This is a genomic window from Micromonospora sp. NPDC047521 (genome assembly GCF_055587305.1).
The window spans coordinates 258,326-276,118 of sequence record NZ_JBVJGN010000004.1 but is presented as its reverse complement, the minus strand read 5'-3'; the positions used below and the strand labels follow the sequence as shown (position 1 = coordinate 276,118).

General features: G+C 72.5%; 13 protein-coding genes and 1 pseudogene. 8 read left to right on the top strand and 6 right to left on the bottom strand.

Annotated elements, in window-relative coordinates; genetic code table 11:
• Nucleotides 1-27 precede the first annotated feature (27 nt).
• Both hrpA and ACZ6N8_RS12030 read right to left on the bottom strand, forming a co-directional pair.
• Complete coding sequence (hrpA, locus tag ACZ6N8_RS12035; RefSeq protein ID WP_466009500.1) at nucleotides 28-4,098, bottom strand: ATP-dependent RNA helicase HrpA; 4,071 nt, start codon at nucleotides 4,096-4,098, stop codon at nucleotides 28-30.
• Between the two features lie 44 nt (nucleotides 4,099-4,142).
• Nucleotides 4,143-5,447 (bottom strand): MFS transporter, encoded by a 1,305-nt coding sequence (locus tag ACZ6N8_RS12030; RefSeq protein ID WP_466009498.1) that lies wholly within the window; start codon nucleotides 5,445-5,447, stop codon nucleotides 4,143-4,145.
• A gap of 60 nt (nucleotides 5,448-5,507) precedes the next feature.
• On the opposite strand from ACZ6N8_RS12030, the gene ACZ6N8_RS12025 reads away from it, so the two are divergent.
• A complete protein-coding gene (locus tag ACZ6N8_RS12025; protein WP_466009497.1) occupies nucleotides 5,508-6,104 on the top strand; it encodes a CGNR zinc finger domain-containing protein in 597 nt (198 codons plus the stop codon).
• A 2-nt stretch (nucleotides 6,105-6,106) separates the two neighbouring features.
• Nucleotides 6,107-6,538 (top strand): cytidine deaminase family protein, encoded by a 432-nt coding sequence (locus tag ACZ6N8_RS12020; protein WP_466009495.1) that lies wholly within the window; start codon nucleotides 6,107-6,109, stop codon nucleotides 6,536-6,538.
• 10 nt (nucleotides 6,539-6,548) lie between these two features.
• On the opposite strand, the gene ACZ6N8_RS12015 is transcribed toward ACZ6N8_RS12020, so the two are convergent.
• The gene (locus ACZ6N8_RS12015; protein ID WP_466009493.1) at nucleotides 6,549-6,908 is read right to left on the bottom strand and encodes a YciI family protein; all 360 of its coding nucleotides are present in this window, start codon (nucleotides 6,906-6,908) and stop codon (nucleotides 6,549-6,551) included.
• A gap of 119 nt (nucleotides 6,909-7,027) precedes the next feature.
• Between ACZ6N8_RS12015 and ACZ6N8_RS12010 the strand changes: the two genes are divergently transcribed.
• The 6 genes and pseudogenes from ACZ6N8_RS12010 to ACZ6N8_RS11985 all read left to right on the top strand — a co-directional run bounded on the left by ACZ6N8_RS12010 (nucleotide 7,028) and on the right by ACZ6N8_RS11985 (nucleotide 13,175).
• Nucleotides 7,028-7,603, top strand: a complete 576-nt coding sequence (locus ACZ6N8_RS12010) for a cupredoxin domain-containing protein (protein WP_466009491.1) — start codon at nucleotides 7,028-7,030, stop codon at nucleotides 7,601-7,603.
• Nucleotides 7,522-8,973: a multicopper oxidase family protein gene (locus tag ACZ6N8_RS12005; protein WP_466009490.1), complete on the top strand. Its 1,452-nt coding sequence runs from the start codon at nucleotides 7,522-7,524 to the stop codon at nucleotides 8,971-8,973. The genes ACZ6N8_RS12010 and ACZ6N8_RS12005 overlap by 82 nt, the downstream gene beginning before the upstream one ends.
• Nucleotides 8,974-9,033: 60 nt before the next feature.
• A complete protein-coding gene (locus ACZ6N8_RS12000; RefSeq protein ID WP_466009488.1) occupies nucleotides 9,034-10,074 on the top strand; it encodes a FecCD family ABC transporter permease in 1,041 nt (346 codons plus the stop codon).
• Nucleotides 10,071-11,150, top strand: coding sequence for a FecCD family ABC transporter permease (locus tag ACZ6N8_RS11995; RefSeq protein WP_466009486.1), 1,080 nt, complete (start codon nucleotides 10,071-10,073; stop codon nucleotides 11,148-11,150). The genes ACZ6N8_RS12000 and ACZ6N8_RS11995 overlap by 4 nt, the downstream gene beginning before the upstream one ends.
• A 19-nt stretch (nucleotides 11,151-11,169) precedes the next feature.
• A pseudogene (locus ACZ6N8_RS11990) lies at nucleotides 11,170-11,982 on the top strand (ABC transporter ATP-binding protein); the annotation flags it as partial.
• A gap of 245 nt (nucleotides 11,983-12,227) precedes the next feature.
• On the top strand, nucleotides 12,228-13,175 hold the full coding sequence (locus tag ACZ6N8_RS11985) for an ABC transporter substrate-binding protein (protein WP_364371588.1): 948 nt from the start codon (nucleotides 12,228-12,230) through the stop codon (nucleotides 13,173-13,175).
• A 123-nt stretch (nucleotides 13,176-13,298) separates the two neighbouring features.
• On the opposite strand, the gene ACZ6N8_RS11980 is transcribed toward ACZ6N8_RS11985, so the two are convergent.
• The 3 genes from ACZ6N8_RS11980 to ACZ6N8_RS11970 all read right to left on the bottom strand — a co-directional run bounded on the left by ACZ6N8_RS11980 (nucleotide 13,299) and on the right by ACZ6N8_RS11970 (nucleotide 17,784).
• Complete coding sequence (locus tag ACZ6N8_RS11980; protein WP_466009484.1) at nucleotides 13,299-14,207, bottom strand: hypothetical protein; 909 nt, start codon at nucleotides 14,205-14,207, stop codon at nucleotides 13,299-13,301.
• Between the two features lie 263 nt (nucleotides 14,208-14,470).
• The gene (locus ACZ6N8_RS11975) at nucleotides 14,471-15,115 is read right to left on the bottom strand and encodes a hypothetical protein (RefSeq protein WP_466009482.1); all 645 of its coding nucleotides are present in this window, start codon (nucleotides 15,113-15,115) and stop codon (nucleotides 14,471-14,473) included.
• 155 nt (nucleotides 15,116-15,270) lie between these two features.
• Nucleotides 15,271-17,784 carry a DEAD/DEAH box helicase gene (locus ACZ6N8_RS11970; protein WP_387113934.1) on the bottom strand — a complete coding sequence of 838 codons (2,514 nt, stop codon included), beginning with the start codon at nucleotides 17,782-17,784 and terminating at the stop codon, nucleotides 15,271-15,273.
• Between the last annotated feature and the right edge of the window lie 9 nt (nucleotides 17,785-17,793).

Below are 17,793 nucleotides of genomic sequence, written 5' to 3'. Positions count from 1 at the left end.
CCGGCCCGGCCGATCCGCCGGGCCGGGTCAGCGGCCCTCGGCCTCGTCCATCGCCCGGTAGATCCGCTGCTCTGACACGGGGTACGGGGTGCCCAGCGCCTGCGCGAAGACGTTCACCCGCAACTCCTCGATCATCCAGCGGATCTGCCGGACGGCCGTCTCCTGTCGACGCGCCGGCGGCAACGCGGCGAGCAGGTCGGCGTACTCCTTCTGCACCACCGCGATCCGGTCCTGCTGCTGGCGGTCCCGCTGCGGGTTGCCGCCGAGGCGGTCCAACCGGCGTTCGATGGCGGTCAGGTAGCGCAGCAGGTCGGGCAGGCGGGCGTACCCGGTCTCGGTGACGAACCCGGCGTGCACAAGCCCGGCGAGCTGGCCGCGGATGTCGGCCAACGCGGCCACCACGGCGAGGTTGCGGGTGGCACCGAGGCGCTGCTCCACCGCGTACGCGGCGGCGAGCACCTTGCGGACCCGGTCCATCACCTCTACCACTGTGTCGACGAGGTCGGCGCGTACCTTCTCGCGCAGCGCCGCGAACCCGTCGGCGTCCCACGCCGGCCCACCGGTGGCGTCGATGAGCCTGTCGATGGCCGCGCCGGCCGCGTCCTCGATCAGCTCCTGCACGCCGCCGTGCGGGTTGCGGCTCAGCGCCAGCTTCGCCTCGTTGCTCAGCCGGCCCTGCAGGAACCGCGCCGGGGACGGCACGGTGAGCCGCAGCAGCCGTCGGGTGCCCGCCCAGTGCGCGGCCTCGGCCTCGGCGGGGGAGTCGAACACCTTCACCCCGACAGTCGCGCCCTCGTCGACAAGCGCCGGGTACGCGGTCACCGCGTAGCCGGCGCGGACCTGTTCGATGGTGCGCGGCAGGGTGCCGAGGCTCCACTCCCGCAGGCCCGTCCGGGCGACCTCCGGCGCGGCGGCCGCCACCACCTGGCGTACCTCCTGGCGGAGCTGGCGTTGCAGGGCCGGCAGGTCCTTGCCCTCGGCGACGGGCTTCTCGTCGTCGCCCAGCACCCGGAAGGTGACCCGCAGGTGGGCCGGGAGCTTGGCCGGCTCCCAGGCGTCCCGGGGCACGGTGACGCCTGTCATCCGCCGCAGCTCGCGGGTGAGCGCGTCCAGCAGCGGCTCCCTGCCCGGGGTGATCGCCGCCAGGGCGGCCCGGGCGAAGTCCGGCACCGGCACGAAGTTGCGGCGGACCGGTTTGGGCAGTGAGCGGATCAGCGCGATCACTGTCTCCTCGCGCAGCCCCGGCACCTGCCAGTCGAAGCTCTCCGCCGGCACCTGGTTGAGCAGCGGCAGCGGGATGTCGACTGTGACGCCGTCGGTGGGTGTGCCCGGCTCGAACCGGTAGGTCAGCGGCAGGCTCACGCCGTCGGCCTGCCACTCGTCGGGGTAGTCCTCCTCGTCCACCCCGGCCCGACCGTCGTTGATCAGCAGGTCGCGGGTGAAGGTGAGCAGGTCGGGTTGCTCGCGGCGGGTCTTCTTCCACCAGCTGTCGAAGTGCCGGCCGGAGGAGACGTCGGCCGGGATCCGCTGGTCGTAGAAGCCGAAGATGGTCTCGTCGTCGACCAGGATGTCCCGGCGTCGGGCCCGGCTCTCCAACTCCTCGATGTCGGCGAGCAGCCGCTTGTTGTCCGCCCAGAACTGGTGGTGGGTCTGCCAGTCGCGCTCGACCAGGGCGTGCCTGATGAAGAGCTCCCGGCTCAGCGTCGGGTCGATCCGGCCGAAGTTGACCTTGCGGGAGCTGACCAGCGGGACGCCGTACAGGGTGACCTTCTCGTAGGCCATCACCGCGGCCTGCTTCTTCTCCCAGTGCGGTTCGCTGTAGCTGCGCTTGACCAGGTGCTGCGCGAGCGGTTCGACCCACTCCGGTTCGACCCGGCCGGCGATGCGGCCCCACAGCCGGGAGGTCTCCACCAGTTCGGCTGCCATCACCCAGCGCGGCGGCTTCTTGAACAACGCCGACCCGGGGAAGAGCGCGAACTTCGCGCCCCGCGCCCCCAGGTACTCGTGTTTCTGGGCGTCCTTCAGGCCGATGTGCGACAGCAGGCCCGGCAACAGCGACTGGTGCACCTTCGGGGTGTCGATCTCCTCGGGCAGGTCCGCGCCGCCGCGGCGGCCCGCACCCCGGCCGGCCTCCGCGCCGTCCGCGGTGTCGCGCGCCGGCCGCCCACCACGCCTGTCGCTCTCCTGCGGGGTACGCAGCACCTGGCGCAACTGGCTGACGATGTCCTGCCACTCGCGGATCCGCAGGTAGTTCAGGTACTCCGCCTTGCACATCCGGCGGAACGCGCTCGAGGACAGCTCCCGCTGCTGCTCGCGCACGTACCGCCACAGGTTGAGGTACGCGACGAAGTCGGACTCCTTGTCGGCGAACCGGGCGTGCGCCTGGTCGGCCTGGGCCTGCTTCTCCGCCGGCCGCTCGCGCGGGTCCTGGATGGAGAGCGCGGCGGCGATCACCAGCACCTCGGTGGCGCAGCCGTTGCGCTCACCCTCGACCACCATCCGGGCCAGTCGCGGGTCGACGGGCAGCTGGGCCAGGCGGCGGCCCAGCGCGGTGAGCCGCTTCGCCGGGTCGGACTCGGTCGGGTCCAGTGCGCCCAGCTCGTGCAGCAGGTTGACGCCGTCGGTGATGTTGCGCCGGTCCGGCGGGTCGATGAACGGGAACGCGGCCAGGTCGCCCAGCCCGATAGCCGTCATCTGGAGGATTACCGACGCCAGGTTGGTGCGCAGGATCTCCGGGTCGGTGAACTCGGGGCGCGAGGCGAAGTCCTGCTCGTCGTAGAGGCGGATGCAGATGCCGTCCGACGTACGGCCGCAGCGGCCCTTGCGCTGGTTGGCCGACGCCTGGGAGACCGCCTCGATGGGCAGCCGCTGCACCTTCAGCCGGCTGGAGTAGCGGGAGATGCGGGCGGTGCCGGGGTCCACCACGTACTTGATGCCGGGCACGGTCAGCGAGGTCTCCGCGACGTTCGTGGCGAGCACCACCCGGCGCGACGAGTGCGCGGCGAAGACCCGGTGCTGCTCGGCGCTGGACAGCCGGGCGTACAGCGGCAGGATCTCGGTGCCCAGCAGTGAGCGTTTCTTCTGCACCAGCTTGCCCAGCGCGTCGGCGGTGTCCCGGATCTCCCGCTCGCCGCTGAGGAAGACCAGGATGTCGCCGGGGCCCTCGGCGGCCAGCTCCTCGACGGCGTCCCCGATCGCCTGGATCTGGTCGCGGACGTTCTCCTCGTCCCCGTCGCCGTCCTCCTCGCCGTCGGCGACCTCGACCAGGGGCCGGTAGCGCACCTCGACCGGGTAGGTCCGTCCGGACACCTCGACCACCGGCGCGGGCACGCCGTCGGGCTCGTCGGCGGTGGCCGGGCCGGCGAAGTGCCTGGCGAAGCGGTCCGTCTCGATGGTCGCCGAGGTGATGATCACCTTGAGGTCGGGCCGGCGGGGCAGCAGCTCCCGCAGGTACCCGAGGATGAAGTCGATGTTGAGGCTGCGCTCGTGCGCCTCGTCGATGATCAACGTGTCGTACTGGCGCAGCATCCGGTCGGTCTGCAACTCGGCCAGCAGGATGCCGTCGGTCATCAGCTTCACCAGGCTGCGGTCGCTCACCTGGTCGGTGAAGCGCACCTTGTAGCCGACCACGTCGCCCAGCTCGGTGCCCAGCTCGTCGGCGATCCGGTCGGCCACCGTCCGGGCGGCCAGCCGGCGGGGCTGGGTGTGCCCGATCAGGCCGTTGATGCCGCGCCCCAGCTCCAGACAGATCTTGGGCAGCTGGGTGGTCTTACCGGAACCGGTCTCGCCGGCCACGATCACCACCTGGTGATCGCGGATGGCGGCGGCGATGTCGTCCTTGCGCTCACTGACCGGCAACCCCGCCGGGTACGTGATGACGGGTACGGCCGCGCGCCGGGCGGCGATCCGCTGCTCGGCCCGGGTCACGTCGGCGCTGATCTCGGCGAGTGCCGTCTCCCGCCGCTGCGGGTCGCGCAGCTTGCGAGCGCCGTCCAGCCGCCGTTGGAGCCGGCGCTGGTCACGGAACATCAGGGGAGAGAGGCGGCGGTGCAGCTCGCGTACCGGATCGGTCGCGGCGGAGGCGGCTGGATTCTGCATGTCGTGCCCAAGGATAGGCAGCCCGGCGGCGTACCGCCTGTGGGTTACCGCCGGACGGCGGTCGGGGGGCCGCCCGCCGGTGCGGTCTCCGTCGGCGCGGCGCCCGCCGGCTCCGTGCGCGCCTGCTGCGGAGTGCGCAGGCCGCGGATCCGCCGGGTCAGCATGGGTACGGCCGAGACGGCGAACCCGGCGGTGCCGACCGCGACCCCGACCCGGCTGCCCGCCGCGTGTCCCAGCACGCCACCGAGGGCGCTGCCCAGCGGGAGCGCCCCGTAGATCAACAGGCGGTAGCCGCCGTTGCTGCGGGCCAGGTTGCCCCGGGGGATGACGACCTGGCGCAGGGTCACCGAGAGGACGTTCGCCACACCGAGCCCGATGCCCGCGGTGAACTGCACCCCGGCCAGTCCGGCGGCGAGCGGGCCACCGGAGCCGGGCAGCGCCGCGATGAGCAGCGGTGTGCCGGTGGACAGCAGCAGCGCGGCGGCGAAGGCCCGACCGTAGCCGAGCCACTCGGCCAGCCGGGTCGACGCGAGCGTGCCGACCAGCGCGCCGGCCCCAGCGGCGCTCAGCGCCAATCCGAACAGGCCGGGGCTCAGGCCCCGATCGGTGACCATGAGAACGACCAGGTTGACGGTGACGATCTGCGACGCCGCGTTGTAGATGGTGGCGTGCGTGGTCAGCGCCCGCAGCCACGGGTTGACGGCGATGACCCGGAGCCCGTCGAGGATGCCGCCGGCGTCCTCGCGCGGCGGAGCCGGCTCGACGCGTCGCGCGGCGGCCACACCCAGCGCGCTGGCCAGGTAGCTCACCGCGTCCAGGGCGACGGCCAGCGGCGGCCCGGCGAGCTGGGTGAGACCGCCGGCGAGTCCCGGCCCGGCCACCTGGGCGGCGGTGGTGGAGCCCTGCGTGGCCCGGTTCGCGTCGGCGAGGTCGGCGTCGTCCACCAGGGATGGCACGTACGCGAAGCTGCCGATCTCGAACACCACGCTTGCCGCGCCGACGACCAGGGCGACAACCACCAGCAGTGGCACCGAGAGGAAGCCCAGGAGGTACGCGACAGGCACCACGGCCAACGTGCCGGCCCGCACGAGGTCCGCTCCGATCATCACCGGTCGCCGCCGACGCCGCTGCAACAAGTGACCGATCAGCAGGGGGAGCAGCAGGTTCGGCAGGTACGACGCGGTGGCGATGACCGCCACGCCTGCCGCGCCCGCGCCCAGCGTCAGCGAGGCCAGCAGGGGCAACGCCACAGCGGTCACCTGGGAGCCGACCACCGACGCCGTGTGGCCGGCCCAGAACCAGCGGAAGTCACGGTTGCGGCGGAGGACCCCAGGGGCCGGAGTAACCATATAGCTGCCTCCTTCTGGTAACAGTTACCGGTGATGCTGCCACAGCGGTAATGTCGGCGCATGCGACAGCCCGGCGACCGTCGACCCGCCCCGGGTCCGCTCGCCCTCGTGCAGGACCTCGTCAACACCCTCGACATCGAGGCGGGACGCGACGCGCTGGTCACCGTCGCCGACCTCGTCGCGTTCTGCGCCGCGCACGGCGTACCGGCCTCGGCCGCCGGCGCGGAGGACCTGGCGGCGGTGCGCCGCCTGCGCGAGTCGGTGCGCGACGCCTGTCAGGCCCACACCGGGATGGAAGTGCCGCCGGACACCCTCACCGCACTTGCCGACCTGTTCCGGGACGCCCCGCTGACCGTCGAGATCGACAGCGCCGGGCGGGCCCGCCCGGCACCGGGTCCCGGACTGACCAGGGCCGCCGCGCTCACCGCGCGGGTGGGTTGTACCGTCCTCCTCGCCGAGGCCGACGGCACCTGGCCACGACTGAAGGCGTGCGCCGCGCACGGGTGCCGCTGGGTCTACTACGACCACAGTCCGGCCGGGCGCAGCCGCTGGTGCACGATGAGCATCTGCGGAAGCCGGGCGAAGATGCGGGCGTACCGCGACCGCAGCCGACCCGACCAGGATCGGACCACGACGAGCAACCGGGGCCGACAGTGACGATGCGCGATACCGACCGGGCGCTGGTGCAGGCGGCCACGGCCGTCGCCAAGCTGCGCTGCCGCAGCCCCCGACACACCCGTGCCGCCGCCGCACGCACCGCCGACGGTCGGGTCTTCAGCGGGGTGAACGTCCACCACGACAGTGGCGGGGCGTGCGCCGAGATGGTGGCCGTGGGCGCCGCCGCGACCCAGGGCGTCACCGAGCTGGAGACGATGGTCGTGGTGGGGGATCGTGGCCGCGAGATCGTGGAGCCGTGCGGCCCGTGCCGGCAGGTGCTGCGGGACAGCTTCCCCGGCCTACGGGTGATCGTCGGTCCGGTGGACGGGCCCCGGGTGACGCCGATCGGCGACCTGCCGCCGGAGGAGGTGACCCTCGGCGGCGTGGGCGCCGTCGACGGCCCGCTGCCGACGCCCCGGCCCGCCGAGGGCTGAGACCGGCGGATCAGTCGCCGGCAGCCGCCTCCAGCATCGACCGGGGCATCGGCACGCCCTCGAACCGCACATTGCCCTCCGGGACCAGCCAGCTCGTCACCTGCGCGGTCAACAGCCCGGCGCTGACGGCCGGGTCGTTGGCGAACAGCGCGCGGGCGTCGTCCGGGGCGATGGAGAGCACGACGAAACCGCGCAGCCGGTCGTCGTCGGCGTGCAGGAACGGCCCGGCCGCCAGCACCAGACCCTGCTCCACGAGCCCGGCCTGGTGGGCCAGGTGGGTCTCCTGCAACCTGTCGATCGCGTCCTGCGGCAGCTCCGGCGGGTCCGACGGTCGGGCCAGGAGGACGACCGTGTGCCTGTCGAATCGCATGTCCATACCCTATGACGTGAACATCCCTCTTACGGGTGTCATGCGCCATCTGTCCGTCCTGGGGTCGTCCGCGAAACTCATTCTCTTATGGGACGTGCGGGTGATCGGGAGGTGCGGAAATGGTCAGCAGGCGACGGTTGCTCGCGGCAGGGGCCGCCGGCGGTGCCACGGCGCTGGTCCCGGCGGGTTGGACCGCGCTCGCGGCAGCGGCGCCGCTGGACGCCAGAGACATCCCGAAGTACGTCACGCCGCTGCGGATCCCACCGACCATGCCGCAGGTGGCGACCGGCCCGGAGCGGGACACGTACGTCATCGCGGTACGCCAGTTCCGCCAGCAGATCCTGCCCCCGTCCTGGCCGCGCACGACGGTGTGGGGTTACGGCTCCACCGCCCACCCCGGCAGCTTCGGCTACCCGTCGCCCACCATCATGGCGCGGGTGGACCGCCCGGTACGCGTGACCTGGGTCAACCAGCTCGTCGACGACAGGGGTGACCACCTGCCCCACCTGCTGCCGGTGGACCCGACCCTGCACTGGGCCAACCCGGCGGGTGGAGTGGCGGGCCGGGACCGGCACGGCCGCCGGGCGGCGACCCCCGGGGATACCGGGGGCCGGTGCCGCAGGTGGTGCACCTGCACGGCGCGCACAGCACCCAGGAGAGCGACGGACACGCCGAGGCGTGGTACCTGCCGGTGACCCGTGACCTGCCGCCCGGCTTCGCGGTGGCCGGCAGCGCGTACCGCGAGTTCCGGTCCCGCTTCGCCGAAGCCTCCGGCCTGCGCTGGGCGCCGGGCTCGGCCACCTTCGAGTACGCCAACGATCAGCGGCCCTGCACCCTCTGGTACCACGACCACACCCTCGGGCTCACCCGGGAGAACATCTACGCCGGCCCGGCCGGCTTCTATCTGCTCGACGGCGACGACCTGCCGGACGGCGTCCTGCCCGGCCCGGCACCGGCCCTCGACGACCCGCCGGATGCCCGGCACCACGACATTCCGCTGCTGATCCAGGACCGCAGCTTCGGCGCCGACGGCAGCCTCCGCTACCCGGGCGGGCGCGCGTCGCACGACGATGACCCGCGCTGGAGGTCGGAGTTCTCCGGCTCCACGATCGTGGTCAACGGCCGCACCTGGCCCACGCTGACCGTGCGACCCCGGCGCTACCGGTTCCGGCTGCTCAACGGCTGCAACAGCCGGTTCTTGATGCTCAGCGTGGTCGCCAACCCCACCGCGCGGCCGGCCCGTGCGGTGCTGCCGATCTGGCAGGTCGGCGGCGACGGTGGCTTCCTGCCCGAGCCGGTACCGCACGAGCGCGTGACCCTCGGCCCCGCGCAGCGGGTCGACGCCGTCGTCGACTTCACCGACGTCCCGGCGGGCACCGAGTTCTACCTGGTCAACGAGGGGCCCGACTGGGCGTACCGCGGAGGTCGGCCCGGGGTGGACTTCCCGCCCGCCGATCCGCTGACCACCGGGCAGGTGCTGCGCTTCGTGGTCGCCGAGGCGGCGGGCGTGGACACCAGCGTGCCACCCGAGCAGCTGCGGCTGCCGGCACACCGTCGGCTCGGGCCGGCCGAGCGGGTACGACGGCTGTCGCTCAACGAGCGGATGTCGGGCGGGTCGGGTGCCATGGCCATGCTGCTCGGCGTCCTCGACGACCGGGGTCGGGGCCTGCCGCTGCGCTGGAGCGACCCGGCGACCGAGCAACCCACCCTCGGCGCCACCGAGGTGTGGGAGATCCGCAACTTCACCAGGCATGTGCATCCGGTCCACCTGCACCAGGTCCAGTTCGAGTTCCTCGGACGCGGGCGTTCGGGCAGGTTGATGCCGGGCCCGGGGGACCGGGGGCGGATGGACACCGTCCTCGCGTACCCGTGGGAGGTGACCCGGATCAAGGCACGCTTCGACCTGCCGGGCCGCTACGCCTGGCACTGCCATCTGCTGGAGCACGAGGACAACGAGATGATGCGGCCACTCAACGTGCTGCCGCACGGTGGCGCGGCGGCCGGGGACGGCGGTTCGGCGGGCGTACCCGAGGGGCCCACGACGGCATCGACCGACGCCGGTTAGGTCACTTTCCGCAGCTCGGCTAAGGTTAGGCGAACCTAAGGTCGAACGTGCAGGAGTTCCGTGACCGCCCTCGCCAGCCGGCCGACCCGGAGTCGGGCCAGCACCCGCACCGGCCGTCGGGTCATCGTCACCGCCGGTGCCGCGCTGGTCCTGCTGCTCGCCGTTCTCGCCAGTTTCGCGCTGGGCAGCAGGCAACTCGGCGTCGACGCGGTCTGGCACGCCCTCGTCGCACCGGACGGCAGCGACGCGAGCACTATCGTCCGCGAACTGCGCATGCCGCGTACCGCCCTCGGCCTCGCCGTCGGGCTCGCCCTCGCCGTGGCCGGTGTGCTGTTCCAGGCGCTCACCCGCAACCCCCTGGCCGAGCCCCGCATCCTCGGCATCAGCGCCGGCGCGTCCTTCGGTGTGGTGCTCGCCATCTCCGTCTTCGGCATCGGCACGCTCGCCGGCTACGTCTGGTTCGGCATCGCCGGGGCGCTGATCGCCGGCCTGTTGGTCTTCGCCATCGCCACCCGGGCCCGCGAGGGCGCCAGCCCGGTCACCCTCGCGCTTGTCGGCGCGGCCCTCGACGCCAGCCTGGCCTCCGGGGTGTACGCGCTGCTCAGCATCGACGCCCGCACCTTCGAGGAGTACCGGTTCTGGGTGGTCGGCGGGCTGGCCGGCCGGGACCTGTCGGTCACCGCGCAGGTGCTGCCGTTCGTCCTCGCCGGGCTGCTGCTGGCCGCCCTGGTGGCACGGGGCCTGGACGCGCTGGCCCTCGGCGACGACGTGGCCCGTGGCCTCGGCCACCGCATCGGCCTGGTCCGCCTCGGCGGCGGACTCGCCGCGGTGCTGCTGACAGGTGCCGCGGTGGCGGCGGCCGGGCCCGTCGCCTTCGTGGGCCTGGCCGTGCCGCACCTGGCGCGCGCCCTGGTCGGCGCCGACCACCGCTGGACCCTCGCCGTCTCCGCCCTGCTCGGGCCGGCGCTGCTGCTCGGCGCCGACGTCGTCGGCCGGCTGGTCGCCCCGCCCGGCGAGATCCCGGCCGGAATCGTCACCGCCCTGATCGGCGCGCCGCTGCTCGCCGTGCTGGTCCGCCGCGCCCGGGTGGTGACCGCGTGACCACGATCCACCGTCCGGCAGGCCCTTCGACAGGCGCACCCGGCGCGCAGCCGCCGGGACGGTCCCTGCTGCGCATCGGCCCGGTCAGCCTGCTGATCCGCCGCCGCGCCGTGCTGGTGGCCGCCGCGCTCACCGTCCTGCTCCTGCTGGCGATGCTGCTCAGCCTCTCCCTGGGCACCCCGTACGTCGCACCGGCCGACGTGCTGCGCGCCCTCTCCGGCGCCGGCACGCCGTACGACCTCGTTGTCTTTGATCTTCGGCTGCCGCGGATCCTGCTGGCCGCGGTGGCCGGCGCGGCCTTCGGCGTGGCCGGCACCCTGATCCAGAGCGTGGCCCGCAACCCCCTCGCCAGCCCGGACGTCATCGGCATCACCCAGGGCGCCGGGCTCGCCGCGACAGTGGCGCTGACCAGTGGCATGGCCGCCGTCCTGGTCGCGCCCACCGCGCTTGTCGGCGGGCTGGTCGCGGCGGCGCTGCTGTTCGCCCTCGGTGCCCGGCACGGGCTGGCCGCGCAGCGGTTCGTGCTCGCCGGCGTGGCTGTCGCGTTCGGTTTCCGGGCGCTCACCGAGGTGGTCATGCTCACCGCCGACCCCATCGACGGGCTCCGCGCGCAGATCTGGCTGATCGGCACCCTGGCCGGCAAGGGCTGGACCGAGGCCGCCTGGATCGCCGGCACCCTGCTGGTGCTGCTGCCGGTGCTGGCCTGGGCCGGCTGGGCACTGAACAGCACCGCCCTGGACGACGACACCACCCGGGGCGTCGGCCTGCGCCCGGTGGCCCGGCGCATCGGCCTCGCCGGCACCGGCGTGCTCGTCGCCGCGATGGTCACCGCCCAGGTCGGCGCCGTCGACTTCGTCGCGCTCGTCGCCCCTCAGGTGGCCCGCCGCCTGGTACGCGCCGAACGGCCACCGCTGGTCTGCGCCGCGCTGCTCGGCGCGCTGCTGCTGGTGCTCGCCGACCTCGCCGGCCGGCGGCTGTTCGCACCCACCCAACTGCCCGCCGGCGTGTTGACCGCCGCGATCGGCGGCCCGTACCTGATCTTCCTGCTGCTGCGCGGACGGCGGCGGTCGTCGTGACGCCCCAAGGAGTCGTGTGATGCTGTCCACCCGCGACCTGGTCGCCGGCTACGACGAGCGGACCGTGCTCGACGGCCTCGACCTCGATCTGCCCGCCGACGCGTTCACAGTGATCGTCGGCCCGAACGCGTGCGGCAAATCCACCCTGCTGCGCACCATGGCCCGGCTGCTCACACCCCGCCGCGGCACCGTGCTGCTGGACGGCACCGCGATCCGCGACCTGCCGACCCGCGAGGTGGCCCGCCGGCTCGGGGTGCTGCCGCAGAGCCCACTGGTCCCCGAGGGCGTCACCGTTGCCGACCTGGTCGGACGCGGCCGGCAGCCCTACCAGCGCTGGTGGCGGCAGTGGTCGTCGGAGGACGGGGTCGCGGTGGAGCAGGCCATGGCCCTGGCCGACGTGGCCGACCTCGCCGACCGGCCGGTGGACAGCCTCTCCGGCGGTCAGCGGCAGCGCGTGTGGATCGCCATGACGCTCGCCCAGGACACCGACGCCCTGCTGCTTGACGAACCCACCACCTTCCTCGACCTCGCCCACCAGGTGGAGGTCCTCGACCTGCTGCACCGGCTGCGCGTCGAGCGGGGCCGCACCGTCGTCGCCGTCCTGCACGACCTCAACCAGGCAGCCCGCTACGCCGACCACCTGGTCGCGATGCGCGCCGGCGCTGTCGTCGCCGCCGGGCCGCCCCGGGAGATCCTCACCGCCGACCTGGTCCACGACGTCTTCGGGCTCGCCTGCGTCGTCGTGCCCTGCCCGGTGACCGGCGCGCCCCTTGTGGTGCCCGCCCACACCGGGGGCCACTCCGCCGCCGCCGCGCCTGCCGGCGTGTCCGGCACCTCTGCCGCGTCCGCAGGCGCGTCGGGCGCCTCTGCCGCGTCCGCAGGCGTGTCCGGCACCTCTGCCGCGTCCGCAGGCGTGTCCGGCACCTCTGCCGCGTCCGCAGGCGCGTCGGGCACCCCAGCCGCGACCGCCGGCGCCTGTGGCACCGATCTGTCGGACGCGTCCGTGCCGGGCGCCCGACCCGCAAGCGGCGACGCGGCCGACCCGCTCGCCGACTCGTACCCCTCGAAAGGACTCTGATGCGTCGTCTCGTCGCCGCTCTCGCCGCGGCCGCCGCCCTCGGCGTCGGACTCACCGCCTGCGGTGAGAGCGACCCGGTCGCCGGCACCACCACCGGGGAGACCCGGGAGATCACCCACGCCATGGGCACCACGAAGGTCCCGGCCGAACCCAAGCGCGTCGTCGTGCTCGACACCGACAAGATCGACACCGCGCTCTCGCTGGGCGTCACGCCCGTCGGCGCCGCGACCGCCGGCGAGGCGAAGAGCTGGCCGACGTACTTCGGCGCGGACAAGCTCTCCGGCATCAAGGAGGTCGGGGTCCTCACCGAACCCGACCTGGAGGCCATCAACGCCCTCAAGCCGGACCTCATCCTCGGCAGCAAGTTCCGCCAGGAGAAGTTCTACGACGAACTGGCCGCCATCGCGCCGACCGTGTTCACCGACAAGGTGGGCATCACCTGGAAGGAGAACTTCCTCCTCGACGGCAAGGCGCTCGGTCACGAGCAGCAGGCCAAGGACCTCCTCGCCGCGTACGAGAAGCGGGCCAAGGACTTCGGCGCCACCCTCGGCGACCCCGCCGCCCGCAAGGTGTCGATCGTGCGGTTCATCCCCGGCAACATCCGGGTGTACGGTCCCGACTCCTTCTCCGGCATCGTCATCGGCGACACCGGCCTCGGCCGCCCCGAGCGGCAGCTGCTGGCCAACAAGGAGGACAAGCGCTTCGACCTGGTCAGCCCCGAGCGGATCAACGAGGTCGACGGCGACGTCATCTTCGTCACCGCGTACGGCGACAAGGCCGCGGCCGAGCAGACCAAGGTCGCCGGCGGCACCCTCTGGAAGGGCCTCGGCGCGGTCAAGGCCGGCAAGGCGTACCCCGTCTCCGACGAGATCTGGATGACCGGCATCGGCGTCGGCGCCGCCAACAAGATCCTCGACGATCTGGCCAAGTACCTTCCCGCCGCCTGACCCGCACACGCCGCGCGCCTGTCACCCGCGCCACGCCTGCGCACCCACCCCATGATCGTGCTCGATCCATGAAGTAGTGGCCTCCCTCGTCTGGGAGGCCACTACTTCCATGTTCGAGCGCGATCATCGTGGTCCGAGTGAGCGGGAGCGCGCTCGGAGAGCGGCCCGGACCTCGGCGAGGAAACCGTCGAAGTCGTCCCGGAGACGCTTTGCGGTCACGTGCAGCACGATCCAGTCACCGCCGAGCAGACGGTTGAGTCGCCTGCGGTCCCGATGAACCTGCTCGACGTCGTCGTGCCAGAGCCCGTCGTACTCCACCGCGACCTTGAACTGCGGCCAGGCCAGGTCCAGCCGGGCCACGAACCGGCCCTGCTCCGCCACGACCCACTGCGTCTGTGGCCTTGGCAGGCCGGCGAGCACCAACCGGACCCGCGTGCGGGACTCCTGGGGTGACTCGGCGCCCGCATCGGCCAGGTCGACCGCACGCAGCAGCGACCGCCAGCCGCGTCGACCGGCCCGACTCAGCGCGTACTCGCGAAGGGCCGGCACCGTGGTAAGCCGTCTGGCCAGCATGGCGTCGACGACGACCACCGCCTCGATCACGTCGAGCCACCTGGCCAGGTCCCAGCAGGTTCGCACTGGGCTGGTCACCGTGACCCCGGCCCGATCGATAGTGTCTCCGGGGTCCACCTCCCCGCTGTGGACCCGGACGCCGGTGATCCGGCCGACCCGGGTCGTCGCGGGGATCAGGACGTCGACCGGCTCGTCGGCGGTGGGGCTCGCACAGCCGTACAGAGCTGCGGCGGCGCCTCCCGCGATGGCCGAGCCAGGTGGGACCAGCCAGCGTCCGACGGCGGCACATCTGATGGTGTGGGTGACGGTGACCTGGGCATCGACGTAGACGTCGCGAAAGAGCGGCCGCCACGCCGAGCTGCGTAAGTCGTTGCGGGTCAGCAGGCCTTGCGAGACGGCGATCGAGCCACGGAAAACCCGACCACGCAGCTGCGGAGGCCGACGAGGAGCTTTCGGCATGGGCTTCAGGCTGACCGATGCCCCGCACACCACGCTGCCCCTGTGGATAACCATCGTCGCCACGCCACGCCACGCCACGCCACGCCACGCCACGCCACGCCACGCCACGCCACGCCACGCCACGCCACGCCACGCCACGCCACGCCACGCCACGCACGCCGCTGTCCCCATGATCGCGCTCGAACACGGATGTAGTGGCCTCCGTTGTTCGGGAGGCCACTACATCCTGGATCGAGCGCGATCTTGCCTGCGTGGGGGGTGGGTCAGGCGGCGGTGGACCAGATGGCGCGGAAGGCGGCGGCTTCGCCGGCGAGCCAGCGTTCGATCTGCTCGGGTTTGGCGTCGGCGGGCATCCGGTGGGCCTGGCCCCGCCGGACGTCGACCAGGACCGGCTCGGCGTGCGGCAGCACCGCGTCCATGTGTCGGGCCATCAGGTGCAGGGTGGCGAGCACCGACTCCTCGCTCGGCGGGATCTCGTCGAAGTGCAGGCGCACGGCCTCGGCGTGACCGTCGGCGTGTCGTACCCCGAAATGGGGGTTGATCTTGACTGGCAGGTCGCCGAGCATGGCCAGGGCGTCGCGGGTGTGGGCCAGGTCGAGGGCGGCCGGATCGCCGAGGGAGTGCAGCCAGGCCGTGGCGCCGGGCACCAGCGCCTGGTAGAGCGGGCGCCAGCGGGGCTTGACCACGTCGACCACGCCGGCCAGGTGGGTGCCGCCGGTGTGGAAGGCGATGTCGGCCTTGAGCGCCTTGACGAACTGGCCGTGCGGGTTGAAGCCGGAGCGGCTGGCGCGCTGCTTGCGCAGGCCGCCCACGAAGGTCGCCTTGGTGGGGCCGGTGCGGTCGACGTAGCGGGTGAAACCGAGCAGTGTGGCGTAGGGGGTGAGGGGCGTGGAGGCGGGCGCGGTCACGGGCGTCCTCCCGGTCGTAATCCTGCAGGTCAGGAAGTCGATTAGTACATACATTCTAATCGACACCTCTGACATCGCCCAGCGAAAACGGGGGTGGCGGAAGACGCGACAAAGGGGGCCACCCGGCGTGCGGCGACCCCCTGTCGGCGGGACGGCTAGAGCTGGCCGACGTCGGTGATGCGGACGACCGCCGCGCCGACCTCGTCCGAGGCGACCAGGTCGATCTCGGCGCTGATGCCCCAGTCGTGGTCGCCGTCCGGGTCGTCGAAGATCTGCCGCACGGTCCAGCGCTCCCGGCCTTGCTCGATCATGAGCAGCGCCGGTCCCCGGGCGTCCGGCCCGACGCCTATCGAGTCGTACGCCTCGAAGTACGGCGCGAGGGCGTCGGCCCACGCGTCGTAGTCCCAGCCGTCGGCGGCGTCCAACTCGGCGAGCAGGTCCCAGCGGCGCAGCGCGGCCAACTCGACCCGGCGGAACAGCGCGTTGCGCACCAGCACGCGGAACGCCCGCGCGTTGCGCGTCACCGCCGGTGGCCGGTCGGTCAGGGCGGCGTGCGCCTGGGCCACCTCGGCCACGTCCGACGGGTTGCGCAGCCGCTCCCACTCGTCGATGAGGCTGGAGTCGACCTGGCGGACCAGCTCGCCCAGCCACTCGATGAGGTCGATCAGCTCTTCGGTCTTGGCGTCCTCGGGCACGGTCTGGCGCAGCGTCTTGTACGCGTCGGCCAGGTACCGCAGGACCAGGCCCTCCGAGCGGGTCAGCCCGTAGAACTGCACGTACTCGGTGAAGGTCATGGCCCGCTCGTACATGTCGCGGACGACGGCCTTGGGGGAGAGTTGGTGGTCGGCGACCCAGGGGTGCCCCTGCCGGTACATCTCGTACGCGGCCTCCAGCAGCTCGGCGAGGGGCTTGGGGTGGGTGACCTCGTCGAGCAGTTCGAGGCGGGCCTCGTACTCGATGCCCTCGGCCTTCATCGCGGCCACCGCCTCGCCGCGCGCCTTGAACTGCTGCGCGGAGAGGATCTGCCGGGGGTCGTCGAGGATCGACTCGATCACGCTGAGCACGTCGAGGGCGTACGACGGGGACTCGGCGTCGAGCAGCTCGATGGTGGCCAGGGCCAGGGGCGAGAGCGGCTGGTTGAGGGCGAAGTCGAGCTGGAGGTCGACGGTGAGCCGGATCCGTCGGCCTGTCTCGTCCGGCTCGGGCAGCTCCTCGACGACCCCGCCGGCGCGCAGCGCCCGGTAGATGGCGATCGCCCGACGGATGTGCCGGCGCTTGGCGGCCGGCTCCTCGTGGTTGTCGGTGAGCAGGTGCCGCATCGCGGTGAACGCGTCCCCGGGACGGCCGATGACGTTGAGCAGCATCGAGTGGCTGACCTGGAAACTGGAGGTCAACGGCTCCGGCTCGGCGTCCACGAGGCGGTCGAAGGTGGGCTGGCCCCACCCGATGGAGCCCTCCGGCGGCTTCTTGCGGACCACCTTGCGCCGCTTCTTCGGGTCGTCGCCGGCCTTCGCGAGGGCCTTCTCGTTGTCGATGACGTGCTCGGGTGCCTGCACCACGACCCGGCCGATGGTGTCGTAGCCGGCCCGGCCGGCCCGACCGGCGATCTGGTGGAACTCGCGGTTCTTGAGCAGCCGGGTACGGACGCCGTCGTACTTGGACAGGCCGGTGAACAGCACGGTGCGGATCGGCACGTTGATGCCGACGCCGAGGGTGTCGGTGCCGCAGATGACCTTGAGTAGGCCGGCCTGGGCGAGGGTCTCCACGAGGCGGCGGTACTTGGGCAGCATGCCGGCGTGGTGCACACCGATGCCGTGCCGGACCAGCCGGGACAGCGTCTTGCCGAAGCCGGACGTGAACCGGAAACCGCCGATCGCCTGGGCGATCATGTCCTTCTCCGCGCGGGAGCAGACGTTGACGCTCATCAGCGCCTGGGCGCGTTCCAGCGCGGCGGCCTGGGTGAAGTGCACCACGTACACCGGGGCCTGCTTGGTCTCCAGCAGCTCCTCGAGTGTCTCGTGCAGTGGCGTCATCGCGTACGAGAAGATCAGCGGGACGGGCCGCTCGGCCGAGCGGACGACGGCCGTCGGCCGCCCGGTACGCCGGGTCAGGTCGTCGACGAACCGGGTGGTGTCCCCCAGGGTGGCGGACATCAGGACGAACTGGGCCTGCGGCAGCTCGATGATCGGCACCTGCCACGCCCAGCCCCGGTCGGGCTCGGCGTAGAAGTGGAACTCGTCCATGATCACCTGGCCGACGTCGGCCTTGGCGCCCTCGCGCAGCGCCAGGTTCGCCAGGATCTCCGCCGTGCAGCAGATGATCGGGGCGTCGGCGTTGACGCTGGCGTCGCCGGTGAGCATGCCGACGTTCTCGGCGCCGAAGACCTCGCACAGGGCGAAGAACTTCTCCGACACCAGCGCCTTGATCGGCGCCGTGTAGAAGGTCGTCCGGCTGTCCGCGAGGGCGGCGAAGTGCGCGGCGATCGCCACCAGGCTCTTACCCGAGCCGGTGGGCGTATTCATGATCAGGTTGGCGCCGGAGACGATCTCGATGACCGCCTCCTCCTGATGGGGGTAGAGGTCGAGGCCGCGCTCCTTCGCCCAACCGGCGAACGCGTCGAAGAGGGTGTCGGGGTCGGCGCTTGTCGGCAGCGCGGCGGTGAGCGTCATATCCCGTCC